This window comes from Amycolatopsis bartoniae (assembly GCF_014191255.1).
In the GTDB taxonomy this organism is placed as follows: Bacteria; Actinomycetota; Actinomycetes; order Mycobacteriales; family Pseudonocardiaceae; genus Amycolatopsis_E; species Amycolatopsis_E bartoniae.
The window spans coordinates 601,624-618,097 of sequence record NZ_JACHWH010000002.1 but is presented as its reverse complement, the minus strand read 5'-3'; the positions used below and the strand labels follow the sequence as shown (position 1 = coordinate 618,097).

Genomic DNA, 16,474 nt, shown 5'->3' with positions numbered 1-16,474 from the left:
GGGCAATATCTCGAGCCGGGAGGAAGATGTGCTGAACGCAGGAGACACCGCATGGGTGTTGGCCAGCGCCGCGCTGGTCATGCTCATGACACCAGGGCTGGCGTTCTTCTATGGCGGCATGGTTCGCGTGAAGAGCGTCCTCAACATGCTCATGATGAACTTCATCTGCTTGGCGATCGTGTCCGTGCTGTGGGTCCTCTACGGGTTCGGTGAGTCCTTCTCGACCGACGCGTTCAGCGGCCTGATCGGGAACTTCAGCCAGGCGGGCTTCGCGAACACGTGGGGCCACCTCGCCGGGTTCGCCACCGCGGCCACCAGCACGAGCCCCGCGGTCGCCTGGCCGGGCTCCGACGCGCTGCCGGTGATCGTGTTCGCGATGTTCCAGCTGATGTTCGCCGTGATCACCCCCGCGTTGATCTCCGGTGCGATCGCCGACCGCGCCAAGTTCTGGGGCTGGGCGCTGTTCGTGGTGCTGTGGGTGACCATCGTCTACTTCCCGGTGGCGCACTGGGTGTTCTCGTTCGACGGCTTCATGGGCCCCGACTCCGCGGGCGGCTGGATCGCCAACAAGCTCAAGGCGCTCGACTTCGCCGGTGGTACGGCGGTCCACATCAACGCCGGTGCCGCGGGGCTCGCGCTCGCACTGGTGCTCGGCAAGCGCAAGGGCTGGCCGAAGGACACCGGCCGCCCGCACAACGTGCCGTTCGTGCTGCTCGGCGCCGCGCTGCTGTGGTTCGGCTGGTACGGCTTCAACGCGGGCTCGGCGCTCTCGGCCGGTGACCTCGCCGGTGTCGCGTTCACCAACACCACCGTCGCCACCGCGGCCGCCGTGCTGGGCTGGCTGCTCGTCGAGCAGCTGCGCTTCGGCAAGCCGACCACCCTCGGAGCCGCGTCCGGTGCCGTCGCGGGTCTCGTCGCGATCACTCCGGCGTGTGGTTACGTCACCCCGCTCGGCTCGATCGCGATCGGGGTCATCGCCGGTGCGCTGTGCGCGCTCGCAATCAGCCTCAAGTACAAGCTCGGCTTCGACGACTCGCTCGACGTGGTCGGCGTGCACCTGGTCGGCGGTCTCGTCGGCACGCTGCTGATCGGCTTCTTCGGCACCACCAGCGTCAACTCCCTCGGCGCCGACGGGCTCTTCTACGGCGGTGGTCTCGGTCTGCTGGGCAGGCAGGCGGCGGCGGCCTTCACCGTCCTGGCCTACTCGTTCGTCGTCACGCTCATCCTCGGCTTCATCATCAAGGCGGCGGGCGGCTTCCGCGTCAGCACCGAGGACGAGGTCAACGGCATCGACGAGGCGCAGCACGCGGAAAGCGCGTACGACTTCGGCCAGTCCGTCCTCGGTGGCCACAGCGGTTCGGGTCCGGCAGCGCTCGCGGCGGCGTCGAAGGACGGCGCGGCACTGGAAGGAAGCAAGGCATGAAGCTGATCACCGCCATCGTCAAGCCGTTCACCCTCGACGACATCCGTGCCGCGCTGGAGCAGCTGGGCGCGCTCGGCATGACCGTCAGCGAGGTCCAGGGCTACGGCAGGCAGAAGGGGCACACCGAGGTCTACCGCGGTGCCGAGTACGCCGTGGACTTCGTCGCCAAGCTCCGCGTCGAGGTCGTCACCGACGACGGAGGAGTGGAGAAGGTCATCGAGGCCATCGTCAACGCCGCGCACACCGGCAAGATCGGTGACGGCAAGGTCTGGGTGACGCCGGTCGAGACCGTGGTCCGGGTTCGCACGGGCGAGCGCGGCACGGACGCCCTGTAGGCGCGGATGGTTCTCGGGGGGGAACTCGCGCAGGCGGCGAACCGGCTGCTGGAAGGCAGGCACGGCAGGCTCGGCGCTGCCGCCCTGCGGGCCGCGCTGGTGGACCTGTACGAGTTCTGGCTGAGCAAGGCCGCCGCGGCGGCCGGCGTCGACACCGCTGAACCCGGTGTCGCGCTGGTCGCCGTCGGCGGCCTCGGACGGCGCGAGCTGGTGCCGTTCTCCGACCTCGACCTGGTGCTGGTGCACAACCAGAACCCCCAGGTCGCCGACATCGCCGACGCGCTGTGGTACCCGCTGTGGGACGCGCGCATCGGCCTCGACCACTCCGTCCGCACGCCCGCCGAAGCCGTCCAGGTGGCCTCGGAGGACCTGCGGACCGCGATGGGGCTGCTCGACGCGCGGCACCTCGCGGGCGACGCCGAGCTCACCGCCCGGCTCGCCACCGCGGCCCGCGACCAGTGGCGCCGCACGGCCCGCAAGCGGCTGCCCGAGCTGGCGGAGTCCACCCGCAAGCGCTGGCAGCGCAGCGGGGAGATCGCCCAGTCCGCGGAGCCCGACCTCAAGTACGGCAAGGGCGGGCTGCGTGACCTCGGGGTGCTGGACGCGCTCGCCGCGGCGCAGCTGACCGACCGGCCGGGCGAGGAACTGCGCGCGGCCAAGGAACTGCTCCTCGACGTGCGCACCGAAATGCGCCGGGAACTGCGGCGGGACCGCGACATCCTCGGTGCCCCGGACGCCGAGCTGGTCGCCGCGGAGCTCGGCTTCGGCGACCGGTTCACGTTGGCGCGCAAGCTCGCCGGCGCGGGCCGCACCGTCGGCTACGCCGTCGAGGTCGCGCTCCGGTCCACTGTGGACCCACCGAAGGGCCGGTTCGGCCGCCGCCCCAGCCGCACCCCGCTCGACGAGGGCGTGGTGCTGCACGGCAGCGAGGTGTCGCTGGCCCGCGACGCCGTGCCGGCCAAGGACCCGGGCCTGCTGCTGCGCGTCGCGGCGGCCTCGGCCCGCACCGGAGCCCCGATCGCGCACGGCACCCTGCGCACGCTCGCCGACTCCGCGCCGGAACTGCGCACCCCTTGGCCGCCCGACGCGCGCGACGCCCTCACCGAGCTGCTCGGCGCGGGCGAAGGGCTCATCGACGCGGTCGAGGCGCTCGACCGCACGGGCCTGTGGGCGCGGCTGTTCCCGGAATGGGGCGCGGTGCGCGACCTGCCGCCGCGCGAACCGGTGCACTCGTGGACGGTGGACCGGCACCTGGTGCAGACGTGCGTGGAGGCGGCCAAGCTCACCACGACGGTGTCCCGGCCGGACCTGTTGTTGCTCGGCGCGTTGCTGCACGACATCGGCAAGGGCCGCGACACCGACCACTCCGAGCTGGGCGCGGCGATCACGGTGCAGGTCGCCCGTCGCCTCGGGTTGCCGGAGGCCGACGCGACGACCGTGGCGGCGATGGTGCGCCACCACCTGCTGCTGGTGCACACGGCGACGCGTCGCGACATCGAGGAGCCCGCCACCATCGCCCGCATCGCGAAGACGGTCGACAACGACGTGGTGCTGCTCGAACTGCTCCAGGCGCTCACCCAGGCCGATTCGCTGGCCACCGGACCGGGCGTGTGGACGGACTGGAAGGCGGGCCTGGTCGAGAACCTGGTGCAGCGCTGCCGGCACGTCTTGCAGGGCAAGGGTTTCGCACCACCGGAACCGCTCGACCGGGAGCAGCGCGAGCTGGTGGAGACGGCGGTGCGCAACGGCCGCGGCGAGGTCTCGATCAGCGCGCAGGGCAACGTGGCGACGGTCGTGCTCGCGGTGCCCGAACGCGCGGAGCTGCTCGCCCCGGCGGCCGGGGTGCTCGCGCTGCACTCGCTGGAGGTGCACACGGCGTCGTTGCGCAGTCACGGCAACGGCCGGGCGGGCATCTTCACCGCGTCGCCGAAGTTCGGCTCGCTGCCGGACCCGGGCCTGCTGCGGGAGCAGTTCTCGCGGGCGGTGTCGGGCGGGCTCGCGCTGGAGCAGAAGCTCGCGGCGAAGGAGCGGGACTACTCCACTCCGGTCCGCGTCATGGCGAAGCCCAAGGTGCTGTGGTTCGACGACGAGACCGCCGGCGCCAGCACGGTGGTCCTCGAACTGCGGGCGCACGACCGGATCGGCCTGCTGCACCGGGTCGCGGGCGCGCTGCAGGCGTGTGAGGCCGAGGTGCGCTGGGCGAAGGTCGCGACCCTCGGCGGCGCCGTCGTGGACTCCTTCGCGGTCGCCCCGCGCGGCGGAAGCCTCGACCTGGCGTGGCGGCACCGGGTCGAGCAGGCGGTGCTCGCGGCGGCCTCGTGAGCTCTCCGGGCCCGTCCGCCGATCCGGCGGGCGGGCCCCGGGGTGTCGCGCGGGCGATCGGTGATCGCGATGGCAGGATGACCGCCATGCCGGAGCTCGAGCCGACCGTCCTGCCGTCCACGGTGGCCGCTTCCCACCTCCGTGCGTGCGCCGCCGAGCTCGACGGTGCCCAGGAGGTGGAGCTGGGCGAGCTGGCGAAGGTGATCACCGATCTCGTCACCGGCCAGCGGTTGTTGTCCAGCGCGCTCACCCGGCTCGCGGAACGGGTGGAGGACGGGCAGGCGGGTGTGCTCGCCGCCGCGCCCTCGCCGGAGGTCGGCGCGCTGGCCCAGGTGCTCCAGGCGGCCGCCGGTGCGTTCGGCTATTCGGCCGACGCGCTGGCCGAAAGCGAGCCGTTCGCGCAGATCGCGGCCGAGTTCGCCGGCCCGGACACCCGTTTGTAGCTATAGGGGACGGGGTTCGTTCGCTAAACTGTTCGAATGCGCACCGTGTGGAAAGGCACGATCGGTTTCGGCAGTTCGGCGATCCCGGTGAAGGCCTACAGCGCCACCGAGGACCACAGCACCGGGCTGCACCAGCTGCACTCGGTCGACGGCGGCCGGATCCGGCTCAAGCGGATCTGCGAGGTCGACGGGGCCGAGATCCCGCAGCACGAGGTCGGCCGGGGCTACGAGCTGCCGGGCGGTGACGTGGTCGTGCTGGCGGAGGACGAGCTGGCCGAGCTGCCGCTGCCCACCGCGCACTCGATCGAGATCTGCGGGTTCGTCCCGCCGGGGCAGCTCGATCCGCTGTACTTCCTCAAGAGCTACTACCTCGAACCCGAGGTGCCTGCGACGAAGCCGTACGTGTTGCTGAGCGAGGCGCTGCAGCAGGCCGAGCGCGTCGCGATCGTGCGGGTGGCGTTGCGGCAGCGGGAGACGCTGGGCGCGTTGCGCGTGCGCGGGCAGGTGCTGATGCTGGACACGCTGCACTGGCCGGACGAGGTGCGCACCCCCGATTTCCCGTTCCTGCACGACGACATCGACATCCGCACGGCGCAGGTTCGTGCGGCGGCGAACATCATCGAGAACCTGTCGGGCAATTTCGAACCAGCGCAGTACACGGACAGATATGCCGCCGCGTTGCAGGAGCTGATCGCGGCGAAGGTGGAGGACCGCGAGGTGCTGAGCCCGACGGCCGCGGCCCAGGACGCGGGCGTCGAGCAGCTGCTGGAGGCGTTGCAGGAGACGGCGCAGGAGCGAACGGACGAGGACCAGGCGTCGTCGCCCGCGGTGAAGCGCGCCAAGGCGGCGGCGGAGAAGGCGGCGCAGTCCCGCGCGGGGGCTCGGAAGGCCGCTTCGAAGGCCCGCAACGCCCCGAAGTCGCGGCGCTGAAGATTTTTTGGGAAAGTCGCGTCACGGCTGCGGCCCGGTCGCGTCACACCGCCGCGTACGGAGTTGGTTCGGCAAGCAGCTTGAGTAGAACTACCTAGTGCTACTTGGGTGTCTTCACGCTGCCCGCGGGCCCCCGGAACCGGCAGGCTGAGGCCATCGCGTCGAGGACGTCGAAGGCCCATCTCGCCAGTCACTGGGGGTCCGGCGAGCGGCAGACCCCGACGACTACGACGCGACCATGCGGGTGGCTCGGCGAGGGGGCGAGCCACCCGCATGAGTATTCGAGGGGTTTTTGGGGGTTTTCGGAGCCGCCGCGCTGCCACGCAGCCGCCGCAATCCGTTTCCGCCGCCACCCGCCCCGGGTCGCGGCCGAGCCGCCGCCAGCCTGACCGCCACTCCACCCCGCACCGCCGCCCAGCCGCCGCCATCCGGGGCCCACCAGGCCAGCCGTCATCCCGCCCGGCAACCGCCTCACCAGGCGGCCGCCGAGTCACCCCCAGCCCCGGCCACCCCCAGCGCCACCCGAGCACCCCTCACCCCGCGCCACGCGGCCACCACCCGGTCACCCCGGTCACCGCCGCGCCAACCCTCAACTGTCCGCCAGCTGCATCATCACCTTCGCCGCCAGCCGGAGCAGTTCCTGTTCCGTCTCGGTCAGCGTCTCCGCCATCGCCGCGGCCAGCCAGCGTTCCCGCCGCTCGCTGTAGGACCGCAAAGCCGCCAGCCCGGACTGGGTGATGTCCAGCAGCGACCGCCGCCGGTCGTCCGGGTCCGGGCGGCGCGACACGAGCCCGTCGCGTTCCATCGCGGCCAGCACCCGGGTCAGCGACTGCGGCTGGATCTTCTCCCCGTCCGACACCTCCTTGGGCGTCTGCGTGCCCGCCCGGTGCAGCCGCGAGAGCACGGCCAGCACCAGCGTGCTCTCCCCGCCGCGTTCCGCGCGCATCCGCCAGTTCAGCCTGCCGACCCCCTCCCGCACGACGCGGGCGAGGTCGGCCAGGTCGGGGTCCGCCATGATCCCCAGCTTAGGTGTCGCCCCGGACCAAACGGGCGTAGCGCCCACCGAGCGCCAGCAGCTCCGCGTGCTTGCCCCGCTCCACGATCCGCCCGCCGTCGAGCACCACGATCTGGTCGGCGTGCTCCACAGTGGACAGCCGGTGCGCGATCGCGATCGTGGTGCGCTGTGCCGCCAGCCGGTCCAGCTCCGCCTGGACGGCCCGCTCGGTGCGGTTGTCCAGCGCGCTCGTCGCCTCGTCCAGCACGAGGACCGGCGGGTTGCGCAGCAGGATCCGGGCGATCGCCATCCGCTGTTTCTCCCCACCGGAGAACCGGTATCCGCGCTGCCCGACCACTGTGTCGTAGCCCTCGGGCAGCGCGGCGAGCGTGTCGTGGATGTGCGCCGCGCGGGCGGCCCGCTCGATCTCCTCGTCGGTCGCGTCCGGTTTCGCGAACCGCAGGTTCTCCCGCACGCTCGCGTGGAACAGGTAGGTCTCCTGCGACACCAGCCCGACCGCGCCGGCCAGCGAACGCAGCGTGACGTCGCGGATGTCGACGCCGTCGAGGAGCACCTTGCCCTCGTTCGGCTCGTACAACCGCGCCACCAGGTACGCGAGCGTCGTCTTGCCCGAACCGGTCGCGCCTACGAGCGCGGTCGTCGAACCGGCGGGGATCTCCAGGTCGATGTCCTGCAGCGTCCACGTGTCGCCGTAGCGGAAGGACACCCCACGCAGGCTCACCGCGCCCTCCCGCACGGTCAGCTCGGCCGCCCCGGGCCGGTCCGCGATCTCCATCGGCAGGTCCAGCACCTCGAAGATGCGGCCGAACAGCGCGGTCGCGGTGGAGAGGTTCTGCCCCACGGACTGCATCGCCGTCGCGGGGGCGACCAGCCGGTTCAGCATGCTCGTGAACGCCACCACGGTGCCCAGCGAAGTCGGGCTCGCGCCGTGCGCCAGCGCCATTCCGGCGAGCCAGTAGACGATCGCGGGCACGCACGTCAGGCACATCCGCCGCGACGCCAGCTGCCACCGCCCGGCCAGCGCGGACTGCCGCTCCAGCCGCGAGATCTCCGCGGACTCCCGCGCGAACCGTTCCCGCAGCTCCCGCTCGCTGCCCATCGTCTTCGCGAGCAGCACGCCCGCGACCGACAGCGATTCCTCGACCATCGTGGTCAGCCGCGCGAGCCGGGCCTGCCGGCCGCGGGCGAGCGCGCGGCGCCTGCGCCCCAGCCGCAGTGTGAACACGAGGAACAACGGCACGACGACCAGCCCGAGCAGCGCGAGCTGCCCGTCCATCACCAGCAGCGCGACGGCGATGGCGAGCGTGGTGATGCCGTTCTGCGCGATGCTGCTGGCGGTGTTGTTGACGACGTTGTCCACCCCGCCGATGTCGTTGAACACCCGCGAGAGCACCTCGCCGCTGCGGGTCCTGGTGAAGAAGGCCAGCGACATCCGCTGCAGGTGCCCGTAGACGCCGACACGCAGGTCGTTCATCACCCGCTGGCCGATCGTGTTCGCCACGCCGGTGGTCGTCACGCTCATCGCCCCGCTGCCCAGCGAGCACGCGATCATGGCCGCCGCGAGCAGCGTGAGCAGGACGGTGTCGCGGCGGGGGAGCGCGCTGTCGAGGATCGCGCGCAGGAAGAACGGGGAGGCCACGCCGAGCCCGGCCTGCACGACGATCAGCCCCAGCAGACCCGCCATCGCCCACCGGTAGGGCCGGAACAGGGCGACGATCCGGCGGAGCGGGACGTGCCGTTCCTCGTCTTCGACCAGAGAAGTCATACGCGAAAGCGTAGTAATCTGCGCAAGGCTTTTTCGTCGTCCCAAGGGTTGGCTTCGCAGATCGGTACGCACCTGCTGGGTACCGGTTTCGGCTGGTTTCGCGGTACCCGCAGCTCGGCCGCGGCGGGCGGCTACCCTGGTCGACGGAGCAACCACGACCAGCTGGAGCGTGCACACCCGTGTTCGACACCCTCTCCGACCGGCTCACCGCCGCCCTGCAGACACTGCGGGGCAAGGGGAAGCTGACCGACGCCGACATCGACGCCACCGCGCGCGAGATCCGTATCGCGCTGCTGGAGGCCGACGTCGCGCTGCCCGTCGTGCGGGAGTTCATCGCGCAGGTGAAGCAGCGCGCCAAGGGCGCCGAGGTCTCGGGCGCGCTCAACCCGGCGCAGCAGGTCGTCAAGATCGTCAACGAGGAGCTCGTCGCGATCCTCGGCGGCGAGACGCGGCGGCTCAGCCTGGCCAAGAACCCGCCGACGGTGATCATGCTCGCCGGTCTGCAGGGTTCCGGTAAGACGACGCTCGCGGGCAAGCTCTCGCTGTGGCTGAAGAAGCAGGGCCACGCGCCGCTGCTCGTGGCCTGTGACCTGCAGCGCCCGAACGCCGTCACCCAGCTCCAGGTGGTCGGCGAGCGGGCTGGCGTGCCCACCTTCGCACCGGAGCCGGGCAACGGCGTCGGCGACCCGGTGGACGTGGCGCGCCGCGGTGTCGCCGAGGCCAAGCGCGCGCAGCACGACGTCGTCATCGTCGACACCGCCGGCCGGCTGGGCGTCGACGAGGAGCTGATGAAGCAGGCCGCGGACATCCGCGACGCGGTCCAGCCGGACGAGACGCTGTTCGTCGTCGACGCGATGATCGGTCAGGACGCGGTCAACACGGCCGAGGCGTTCCGCGACGGCGTCGGGTTCAGCGGCGTGGTGCTCACCAAGCTCGACGGTGACGCCCGCGGTGGTGCCGCCCTGTCGGTGCGGCAGGTCACCGGGCAGCCGATCCTGTTCGCCTCCAACGGCGAGAAGCTCGAAGACTTCGACACCTTCCACCCGGACCGGATGGCCAGCCGGATTCTGGGCATGGGTGACGTGCTCACCCTGATCGAGCAGGCCGAGCAGGCGTTCGACCAGGAGCAGGCGGAGAAGGCCGCGGCGAAGCTCGGCACCGGCCAGCTGACGCTGGAGGACTTCCTCGAGCAGATGCTCGCGGTGCGCAAGATGGGCCCGATCGGCAACCTGCTCGGCATGCTGCCCGGCGCGGGCCAGATGAAGGACCAGCTGGCGCAGGTCGACGACAAGCAGCTGGACCGGGTGCAGGCGATCATCCGCGGCATGACCCCGGCGGAGCGCGCCGACCCGAAGATCATCAACGGTTCGCGGCGGCAGCGCATCGCCGTCGGTTCGGGGGTGACCGTGCGCGAGGTCAACGACCTCGTGAACCGGTTCTTCGAGGCCCGCAAGATGATGCAGCAGATGGCGGGCCGGTTCGGCTTCGGCGGCGGCAGCGCCACCAAGCGCAAGAACAAGAAGGGGAAGAAGGGCAAGGGCAAGGGCCCGACGCAGCCCAAGGTGCGCGGCGGCTTCCCCGGTGGCATGCCGATGCTGCCGCCCGGTGGCGGCGGCGGGATGCCCGACCTGTCCCAGCTGGGCGGCAGCATGAACGACGTACCCGGTTTCGACCCGTCGAAGTTCAAGCTGCCCAAGAACAAGTGATGCACCTGCGTGGTGTCGTCCTGCCCGACGGGCAGGAGCGGGACGTCTGGGTGCGCGACGGGCGCCTGCGGTTCTCCCCGGTGGAGGACGCGCCGACGCTCGTCACCGAGGGTTTCCTCGTGCCGGGCCTGGTCGACGCCCACTGCCACCCCGGCATCGGCGTGTCCGGACCGGCCACAGTGGACGAAGCGATCTCGCAGGCGCTCGTCGACCGCGACGCGGGCACGTTGCTGATCCGCGACTGTGGGCAGCCGATCGACGCCCGCCCGTTGCAGGCGCGCGAGGACCTGCCGCGGATCATCCGCGCGGGGCGGCACCTGGCGTTGCCGAAGCGGTACGTACCGGGTTTGGGGCTGGAGCTGGACTCGCCGGACGACCTGCCCGCGGCGGTGGCCGAGCAGGCCGCCGACGGTGACGGCTGGGTGAAGCTGGTGGGGGACTGGATCGACCGCTCGGTCGGTGACCTGGCGCCCCTGTGGCCGGACGACGTGCTGGCGGAGGCGGTCAAGGTCGCGCACGAAGCCGGAGCCCGCGTGACGGCGCACGTCTTCGGCGAGGACGCCCTGCCGGGGTTGATCAACGCCGGGATCGACTGCCTGGAGCACGGCACCGGCCTGTCCCCGGACCAGCTGGCCGAGCTGGCCCGCCGAGGCACGGCGCTGGTGCCGACGTTGATCAACATCGAGAACTTCCCGGGCATCGCGGAGAAGGCGGGCAAGTACCCGGCGTACGCGGCGCACATGCGAGCGCTGCACGCGGGCGTGGGCGACATGGTCGCCGAGGCGATGTCGGCGGGCGTTCCCGTCTACGCGGGCAGCGACGCGGGAGGCATGGTGGCGCACGGCCGCGTGGTCGACGAGATCGAGGCCCTGTGGCGAGCGGGCATGTCCCGCACGGACGCCCTGGCGGCCGCGTCCTGGGCGGCACGGGAGTGGCTGGGCCACGACTCCCTGACGGACGGCGCCCCCGCCGACGTGCTCGTCTACGACCGCGATCCGCGCGAGGACCTGTCCGTCCTCCGCCACCCGCGGCACATCCTGCTCCGGGGCAAGCTCATCCGTTGAGCCTTCCGGGCGGGCCCACGGCCGTTCTCACGCGTTGGCGGTGCCGCCCCTGCGGCGCACCCTCGCTGCCACCTGTCGCCGCACTTGTCGCAGCCCGCCACTGTCTCCGCGCTCCCATCCGCCACGACTTCGCAGTCTTGCGACTGCCGTGCCCGCTGTTGCGTCCACTGCCGCCCGCCTCCACTACTGCGCGACCGCCCAGTCCGCCCCTCGCACGCAGTCCCCGTCCGCCGCCCTGCTGCGACCCGCGCAGCCCGCCGCCCCGCAACCGCCCCTCACGCCCCGGGTTCGATCGATCGCACCGCGCCACTTAGCCTGGAGCCGTGGAAGGGGGCGCGCGGGTGGACCAGCAGAACCGCACCCGCGGTGCCCACTGGGGCTTCCTCGCCTTCTTCGTCGGCCTCGGTCTGTACCACCTGGCCACCCTCGCGATCACCGCCGCGCGCTCCGGCCGCCCCAGCGCCGACCCCCTGGAGCTGCTGGACGTCGGCCCCCTCCTGCTGCTGGCCTTCCTCCCGACCGTCCTGCTCGGCCTGCCCCCGGTGCTCGGCGCCCGCCGCTACGGCGAACGGTTCGGGGTGCTGCCCACCGCTCGCGACGTCAAGGTCGGGCTCGCCTGCGGTGCCGTCGCACTGGTCGCCGGTTACCTGCTCAACCTGCTGCTCCTCGCGTTGTACGGCACGGACCGCGTCTCCGACGGCCCACTGGCGGACCTCGCCGACAACGACGACGACACCACGCTCTGGCTCGCGCTGGCCGCGCTCGTCGTGGTGGTCGCGACTCCGCTGGCGGAGGAGCTGCTGGTCCGCGGCGCGTTGTGGAACGCGCTCGAACACCACGGCGTGCCGCGCTGGGTCGTCCTGGTCCTGACGGCCGTGGTGTTCGCGTACCTGCACGGCGAGCCGACGCGCACGGTCGCGCTCGTCGCGCAGGGCGTGGCGATCGGCTGGGCCCGGCGGCGCACCGGCCGGGTGGGCGCGGCGTTCGTCGCGCACGCGGTGAACAACCTGGCTCCCGCGTTGCTGCTGTTCACCGATTCCTGAACGGCGGCGCGATGGGGACTAGGCTCGGTAGGTGGTTCGGTCGGATGGGACGGAGGCACGGGGTGACGGCGACGCAACCGGACGAACCACTGGACTCCGTCGACCTGCCCGACTCGCCCCCGGCCCCCGAGCACCGCTGGGGTTTCGGCGCCTTCCTGGTCGTCGAAGCCGTCCTGCTCGCCTCGGCCGCGTTCGTCAGCGTCCTGCTCGGCCCCGGTCCCGCCGGGCAACCCATCCCGCCCCGCACGGTGCTGATCGGCACGATCATCCCCACCGCGCTCGCCGCGCTCGTGGCGGTGCTGTTCACCGTGTGGCGCGGCAACGGCCCGCGCCTGGACCTGCGGCTGGAGTGGCGCTGGGCGGACGTCCGGCTGGGCCTGAAGCTCGGCGTGCTCGGTCTGGTCCTGACCACCGTCAGCGCGTTCGTCTGGACCCAGGCGGTGGGGCAGAACAACGCCACGTCGGCGATCGGGGCGCTGGTCGAGGACCAGCCGATGTCCGTGACCGCCGCGATCATCATGTTCGCCTACCTGTGGATCCTCGGCCCCATCTGCGAGGAGGTCATCTACCGCGGCCTGCTGTGGGGCGCGGTCGAGCGGCTGCAGTGGGGCAAGGAGAAGTGGGGCAGGCTCGCGGCGTTCCTGCTGTCCACGGCGCTGTTCGCGGTCAGCCACCTCGAACCGCTGCGCACGACGCTGCTGCTGGTGATCGCGCTGCCCATCGGACTGGCCCGCCTGCTCACCGGCAGACTGCTGGGCGCGGTCGTCGCGCACCAGATGAACAACTTCCTCCCCGCGGTCGCGCTCCTGCTCACGTCACTGGGCGTCATGACCCTGTAGGACGCGCCCGGAAAGACGTCTGGCACAATTGACCCTTGCCCGCTCCGGCCGGTCCCTCTCAACCGTGCCGTGGCGACCGAAGCTTCGGGTAATCGTGTCCGTTTCCCCACTCGGATCGTGACCCGGCACCAGCGAGCACCGAGAACACCAAGGAGTACCCACACCCGTGGCCGTCAAGATCAAGCTGCAGCGCCTCGGCAAGATCCGTGCGCCGTACTACCGCATCATCGTCGCCGACGCGCGCACCCGCCGGGATGGCAAGGCCATCGAGACGATCGGCAAGTACCACCCGAAGGAGGAGCCGAGCTTCATCGAGGTCGACTCCGACCGTGCCCAGTACTGGCTGGGTGTCGGCGCGCAGCCGACCGAGCCGGTGCAGCGCATCCTCGAGATCACCGGTGACTGGCAGAAGTTCAAGGGCCTGCCGGGCGCCGAGGGCACGCTGAAGGTCCGCGAGCCGAAGCCGTCGAAGCAGGACCTGTTCAACGCCGCGCTCGCGGCCGCCGGCGAGGAGCCCTCCACCGAGGCGACCACGCCGAAGAAGAAGGCCCCGAAGAAGGCCGAGGCCGACGAGGCGGGCAAGGAAGAGGCGTGAGCTTCCTCGCGGACTCCCTCGAACACCTGGTGCGCGGGATCGTCGACAACCCGGACGACGTCCGGGTCGAGCTGATCACCACCCGGCGCGGCCGCACGCTCGAGGTGCACGTCCACCCCGACGACCTGGGCAAGGTCATCGGGCGGGGCGGCCGTACCGCGACGGCGCTGCGCACGGTCATGGGCGGTATCGGTGGCCGGGGCGTCCGCGTGGACGTCGTCGACACCGACCGCTGACCGCGCCCGTGGAGGTCGTGGTCGGGCGGGTCGCGAAGTCGCACGGTATCCGCGGCGAGCTCGCCGTGGACGTGCGCACCGACTCGCCCGAGGAGCGTTTCCGGGAGGGTGCCGTGCTTTCCGCGCGGTACCGCGACGGCCGCACCCGTCAGCTCACCATCGCAGCCGCCCGCCCTCACAGCGGGCGGCTGCTGGTGACCTTCGAGGAGGTCCGGTCCCGTGAGGACGCCGACGCCGTGCGGGGCGTGCTGCTGCTCGCCGACACGGCCGACCTGCCGCCGACGGACGACCCCGACGAGTTCTACGACCACGAGCTCGAAGGGCTCCGCGCGGAGCTGGCGGACGGCACGAAGGTCGGCACGGTGCAGGAGATCGTGCACGCGCCCGGCGGCGAGCTGCTGTCGCTGGACCGGGACGGCCGGACGGTACTGGTGCCCTTCGTCCGGGAGATCGTGCCCGTCGTCGACGTGGCCGGCGGCCGGGTCGTGCTCGACCCGCCCGAGGGCCTGCTCGACGACGAGGAGTGAGTGGGGCGGCCATGCGGATCGACGTCGTCACGATCTTCCCCGAGTACCTGGACCCGCTGCGGGCGGCGCTGCTGGGCCGCGCCATCGAGCGCGGCCTGATCGAGATCGGCGTCCACGACCTGCGTGACTGGACGCACGACGTGCACCGCGCCGTGGACGACGCCCCGTACGGCGGCGGTCCCGGCATGGTCATGAAGCCCCAGGTCTGGGGCGACGCGCTGGACACCGTGTGCGGCGAGGCCACCCGGCTCGTCGTGCCCACGCCCGCGGGCCGTCCGTTCACCCAGGAGATGGCCCGGGCGTACGCGCAGGAGGAGCACCTCGTGTTCGCCTGCGGCCGCTACGAGGGCATCGACCAGCGGGTGATCGACGACGCGGCGCGGCGGATGCCGGTGGACGAGGTGTCCATCGGGGACTACGTGCTGGTGGGTGGCGAGGCCGCCGTGCTGGTGATGGTCGAGGCCACCGTCCGGCTCCTGCCGGGAGTCCTCGGCAATCCGGTGTCCGCCGAGCAGGACTCGTTCTCCGACGGGCTCCTGGAAGGCCCCAGCTACACCCGGCCCGAGGTCTGGCGTGAGCTGGCGGTGCCGGAGGTGCTCCGCTCGGGCAACCACGCGCTCATCGACCGCTGGCGCCGCGACCAGGCGCTGGAACGGACGGCGCGCCGCCGGCCGGAGCTACTGGACCGGCTGCCCGACGGTAGCCTGGACAAGCGCGACCTCGCCGTGCTCGACCGCGTCCGCGGGGAGCAGCGGCAGGCCGGGTGACCCGGCCGCGGCCGCGTCTGCAATACTTGACTCTTGGCACGCCGCCCATCAGTGCGCGCTGCCCTTGAGCCCCCGGGTCGATCGCTGCCGAGCAGGTGCGCGCCCGGAAACACGGAGAACTGACGAAGGACGAGGACGGAATCCCGATGAACACCCTGGACGCCCTGGACGCTCAGTCGCTGCGTTCCGACATTCCGAACTTCCGCCCGGGTGACACGCTGAAGGTGCACGTTCGCGTCATCGAGGGAAACCGCGAGCGCAACCAGATCTTCCAGGGCGTGGTCATCCGCCGGCAGGGCGGTGGCATTCGCGAGACCTTCACCGTGCGCAAGGTTTCGTTCGGTGTCGGCGTGGAGCGCACCTTCCCGGTGCACTCGCCCAACATCGCGAAGATCGAGGTCTTCAAGCGCGGTGACGTGCGGCGCGCCAAGCTGTACTACCTGCGCGAGCTGCGCGGCAAGGCGGCGAAGATCAAGGAGCGTCGCGAAGCCCCCACGGCCTCCTGAACGGGCTGCTAGTAGCCTGGCGACGTGGTTGAGCCTGTGCCCTCGAGTGCTGCCGAGGACGAACCGGAACGTGCCGAAAACGGCAAAAACGCGGAAAGCGGTGCGAATCGCAAACGCCGCAACCGCAAGGCCAAGAAACAGCGCTCCTTCTGGGTCGAACTGCCGATCCTGATCGTGGTCGCGCTGGTTCTCGCCTTCGTTTTCCAGCAGTTCTTCGCCCGGGTCTACACGATCCCGTCGGCCTCGATGGAATCGACGCTGCACGGGTGCACGGGCTGCTACGGCGACAAGGTCCTGGTCGACAAGATCACCTACGACTTCACCGACCCCGGTCCGGGTGACGTCGTGGTGTTCAAGGGCCCGCCGCCGTGGCTGGAGAACGACGCGCCGACCCAGCGGTCGAGCAACGCGGTCGTCCGGTTCTTCCAGGACATCGGTTCGGTGTTCGGCCTCGCGCCGCCCGACGAGCGGGACTTCGTCAAGCGGATCATCGCCACCGGCGGCCAGACCGTGCAGTGCTGCGACGCGCAGAACCGGGTCGTGGTCGACGGCAAGGCGCTGAACGAGCCGTACATCCACTGGGTGGATCCGGACAACCCGCACCAGGACGAGTTCCCCCCGGTGAAGGTGCCGGAGGGCGACGTCTGGGTGATGGGCGACAACCGCAACGACTCGTGCGACTCGCGCTGCCAGGGCGGGGGCGGGCTGAACGGTGTCGTGCCGGTCGCCAACATCATCGGCAAGGCGCGGATCATCGTGCTGCCACCCAACCGCTGGGGTGGGGTGAGCGACACCAATCCGCAGGAGAACGCGCAGTCGGTGGCCTTGGGCATGAGCGCGCCGGACTGGCAGCAGGGCGTGCCGCTCGGTGCCGGTGCGGTCGCGGCGTGGCCCGCGGTCGCGCTCAGCCGGAAGCTCGGGTCCGGCGCGCGCAGGGTGGTCAAGCGAAAGCGGTAGC

17 protein-coding genes are annotated in these 16,474 nt (G+C 71.5%); 15 read left to right on the top strand and 2 right to left on the bottom strand.

Going from position 1 to position 16,474, the window contains the following annotated elements:
* The first annotated feature begins 28 nt into the window (after positions 1-28).
* From FHX82_RS14835 to ku, 5 genes are all read left to right on the top strand, one after another.
* Positions 29-1,423: an ammonium transporter gene (locus FHX82_RS14835; RefSeq protein WP_183176632.1), complete on the top strand. Its 1,395-nt coding sequence runs from the start codon at positions 29-31 to the stop codon at positions 1,421-1,423.
* The gene (locus tag FHX82_RS14830; RefSeq protein WP_145938421.1) at positions 1,420-1,758 is read left to right on the top strand and encodes a P-II family nitrogen regulator; all 339 of its coding nucleotides are present in this window, start codon (positions 1,420-1,422) and stop codon (positions 1,756-1,758) included. Before FHX82_RS14835 ends, FHX82_RS14830 begins: the two co-directional genes overlap by 4 nt.
* Before the next feature lie 6 nt (positions 1,759-1,764).
* Positions 1,765-4,080 (top strand): [protein-PII] uridylyltransferase, encoded by a 2,316-nt coding sequence (locus tag FHX82_RS14825; RefSeq protein WP_145938422.1) that lies wholly within the window; start codon positions 1,765-1,767, stop codon positions 4,078-4,080.
* An 86-nt stretch (positions 4,081-4,166) separates the two neighbouring features.
* Positions 4,167-4,523, top strand: coding sequence for a hypothetical protein (locus tag FHX82_RS14820; protein WP_145938423.1), 357 nt, complete (start codon positions 4,167-4,169; stop codon positions 4,521-4,523).
* 36 nt (positions 4,524-4,559) lie between these two features.
* Positions 4,560-5,453, top strand: a complete 894-nt coding sequence (gene ku / locus FHX82_RS14815) for a non-homologous end joining protein Ku (protein ID WP_145938424.1) — start codon at positions 4,560-4,562, stop codon at positions 5,451-5,453.
* Positions 5,454-6,042: 589 nt separating this feature from the next.
* On the opposite strand, the gene FHX82_RS14810 is transcribed toward ku, so the two are convergent.
* Positions 6,043-6,468 (bottom strand): MarR family transcriptional regulator, encoded by a 426-nt coding sequence (locus FHX82_RS14810; protein ID WP_145939211.1) that lies wholly within the window; start codon positions 6,466-6,468, stop codon positions 6,043-6,045.
* A 10-nt stretch (positions 6,469-6,478) separates the two neighbouring features.
* Positions 6,479-8,233, bottom strand: a complete 1,755-nt coding sequence (locus FHX82_RS14805) for an ABC transporter ATP-binding protein (RefSeq protein ID WP_145939212.1) — start codon at positions 8,231-8,233, stop codon at positions 6,479-6,481.
* A 179-nt stretch (positions 8,234-8,412) separates the two neighbouring features.
* Here FHX82_RS14805 and ffh point away from each other — a divergent pair, with 179 nt between their 5' ends.
* From ffh to lepB, 10 genes are all read left to right on the top strand, one after another.
* Positions 8,413-9,939, top strand: coding sequence for a signal recognition particle protein (ffh, locus tag FHX82_RS14800; protein ID WP_145939213.1), 1,527 nt, complete (start codon positions 8,413-8,415; stop codon positions 9,937-9,939).
* The gene (locus FHX82_RS14795; protein ID WP_145939214.1) at positions 9,939-11,003 is read left to right on the top strand and encodes an amidohydrolase family protein; all 1,065 of its coding nucleotides are present in this window, start codon (positions 9,939-9,941) and stop codon (positions 11,001-11,003) included. The genes ffh and FHX82_RS14795 overlap by 1 nt, the downstream gene beginning before the upstream one ends.
* 323 nt (positions 11,004-11,326) lie before the next feature.
* Positions 11,327-12,046, top strand: a complete 720-nt coding sequence (locus FHX82_RS14790; RefSeq protein ID WP_229880911.1) for a CPBP family intramembrane glutamic endopeptidase — start codon at positions 11,327-11,329, stop codon at positions 12,044-12,046.
* 62 nt (positions 12,047-12,108) lie between these two features.
* Positions 12,109-12,885 carry a CPBP family intramembrane glutamic endopeptidase gene (locus FHX82_RS14785; RefSeq protein ID WP_373308640.1) on the top strand — a complete coding sequence of 259 codons (777 nt, stop codon included), beginning with the start codon at positions 12,109-12,111 and terminating at the stop codon, positions 12,883-12,885.
* Positions 12,886-13,051: 166 nt separating this feature from the next.
* The gene (rpsP, locus tag FHX82_RS14780; protein WP_145939216.1) at positions 13,052-13,480 is read left to right on the top strand and encodes a 30S ribosomal protein S16; all 429 of its coding nucleotides are present in this window, start codon (positions 13,052-13,054) and stop codon (positions 13,478-13,480) included.
* Positions 13,477-13,716: an RNA-binding protein gene (locus FHX82_RS14775; RefSeq protein WP_020671256.1), complete on the top strand. Its 240-nt coding sequence runs from the start codon at positions 13,477-13,479 to the stop codon at positions 13,714-13,716. The genes rpsP and FHX82_RS14775 overlap by 4 nt, the downstream gene beginning before the upstream one ends.
* Positions 13,717-13,724: 8 nt before the next feature.
* Positions 13,725-14,243 carry a ribosome maturation factor RimM gene (rimM, locus tag FHX82_RS14770; RefSeq protein WP_145939217.1) on the top strand — a complete coding sequence of 173 codons (519 nt, stop codon included), beginning with the start codon at positions 13,725-13,727 and terminating at the stop codon, positions 14,241-14,243.
* A gap of 11 nt (positions 14,244-14,254) precedes the next feature.
* Positions 14,255-15,010, top strand: coding sequence for a tRNA (guanosine(37)-N1)-methyltransferase TrmD (gene trmD / locus FHX82_RS14765; protein WP_145939218.1), 756 nt, complete (start codon positions 14,255-14,257; stop codon positions 15,008-15,010).
* 146 nt (positions 15,011-15,156) lie between these two features.
* Positions 15,157-15,516, top strand: a complete 360-nt coding sequence (gene rplS, locus FHX82_RS14760) for a 50S ribosomal protein L19 (protein WP_091513469.1) — start codon at positions 15,157-15,159, stop codon at positions 15,514-15,516.
* Between the two features lie 24 nt (positions 15,517-15,540).
* Entirely contained in the window at positions 15,541-16,473 is a 933-nt protein-coding gene (gene lepB, locus FHX82_RS14755) for a signal peptidase I (RefSeq protein WP_145939219.1), read from the top strand.
* Position 16,474: the final 1 nt, after the last annotated feature.

Excerpts from the sequence above, each read along its gene's own strand:
- FHX82_RS14825 (WP_145938422.1), top strand. The coding sequence starts at position 1,765 with ATGGTTCTCGGGGGGGAACTCGCGCAGGCGGCGAACCGGCTGCTGGAA.
- rplS (WP_091513469.1), top strand. The coding sequence starts at position 15,157 with ATGAACACCCTGGACGCCCTGGACGCTCAGTCGCTGCGTTCCGACATT.
- ku (WP_145938424.1), top strand. The coding sequence starts at position 4,560 with ATGCGCACCGTGTGGAAAGGCACGATCGGTTTCGGCAGTTCGGCGATC.
- FHX82_RS14820 (WP_145938423.1), top strand. The coding sequence starts at position 4,167 with ATGCCGGAGCTCGAGCCGACCGTCCTGCCGTCCACGGTGGCCGCTTCC.
- FHX82_RS14830 (WP_145938421.1), top strand. The coding sequence starts at position 1,420 with ATGAAGCTGATCACCGCCATCGTCAAGCCGTTCACCCTCGACGACATC.
- FHX82_RS14805 (WP_145939212.1), bottom strand. The coding sequence starts at position 8,233 with ATGACTTCTCTGGTCGAAGACGAGGAACGGCACGTCCCGCTCCGCCGG.
- trmD (WP_145939218.1), top strand. The coding sequence starts at position 14,255 with ATGCGGATCGACGTCGTCACGATCTTCCCCGAGTACCTGGACCCGCTG.
- FHX82_RS14795 (WP_145939214.1), top strand. The coding sequence starts at position 9,939 with ATGCACCTGCGTGGTGTCGTCCTGCCCGACGGGCAGGAGCGGGACGTC.
- FHX82_RS14810 (WP_145939211.1), bottom strand. The coding sequence starts at position 6,468 with ATGGCGGACCCCGACCTGGCCGACCTCGCCCGCGTCGTGCGGGAGGGG.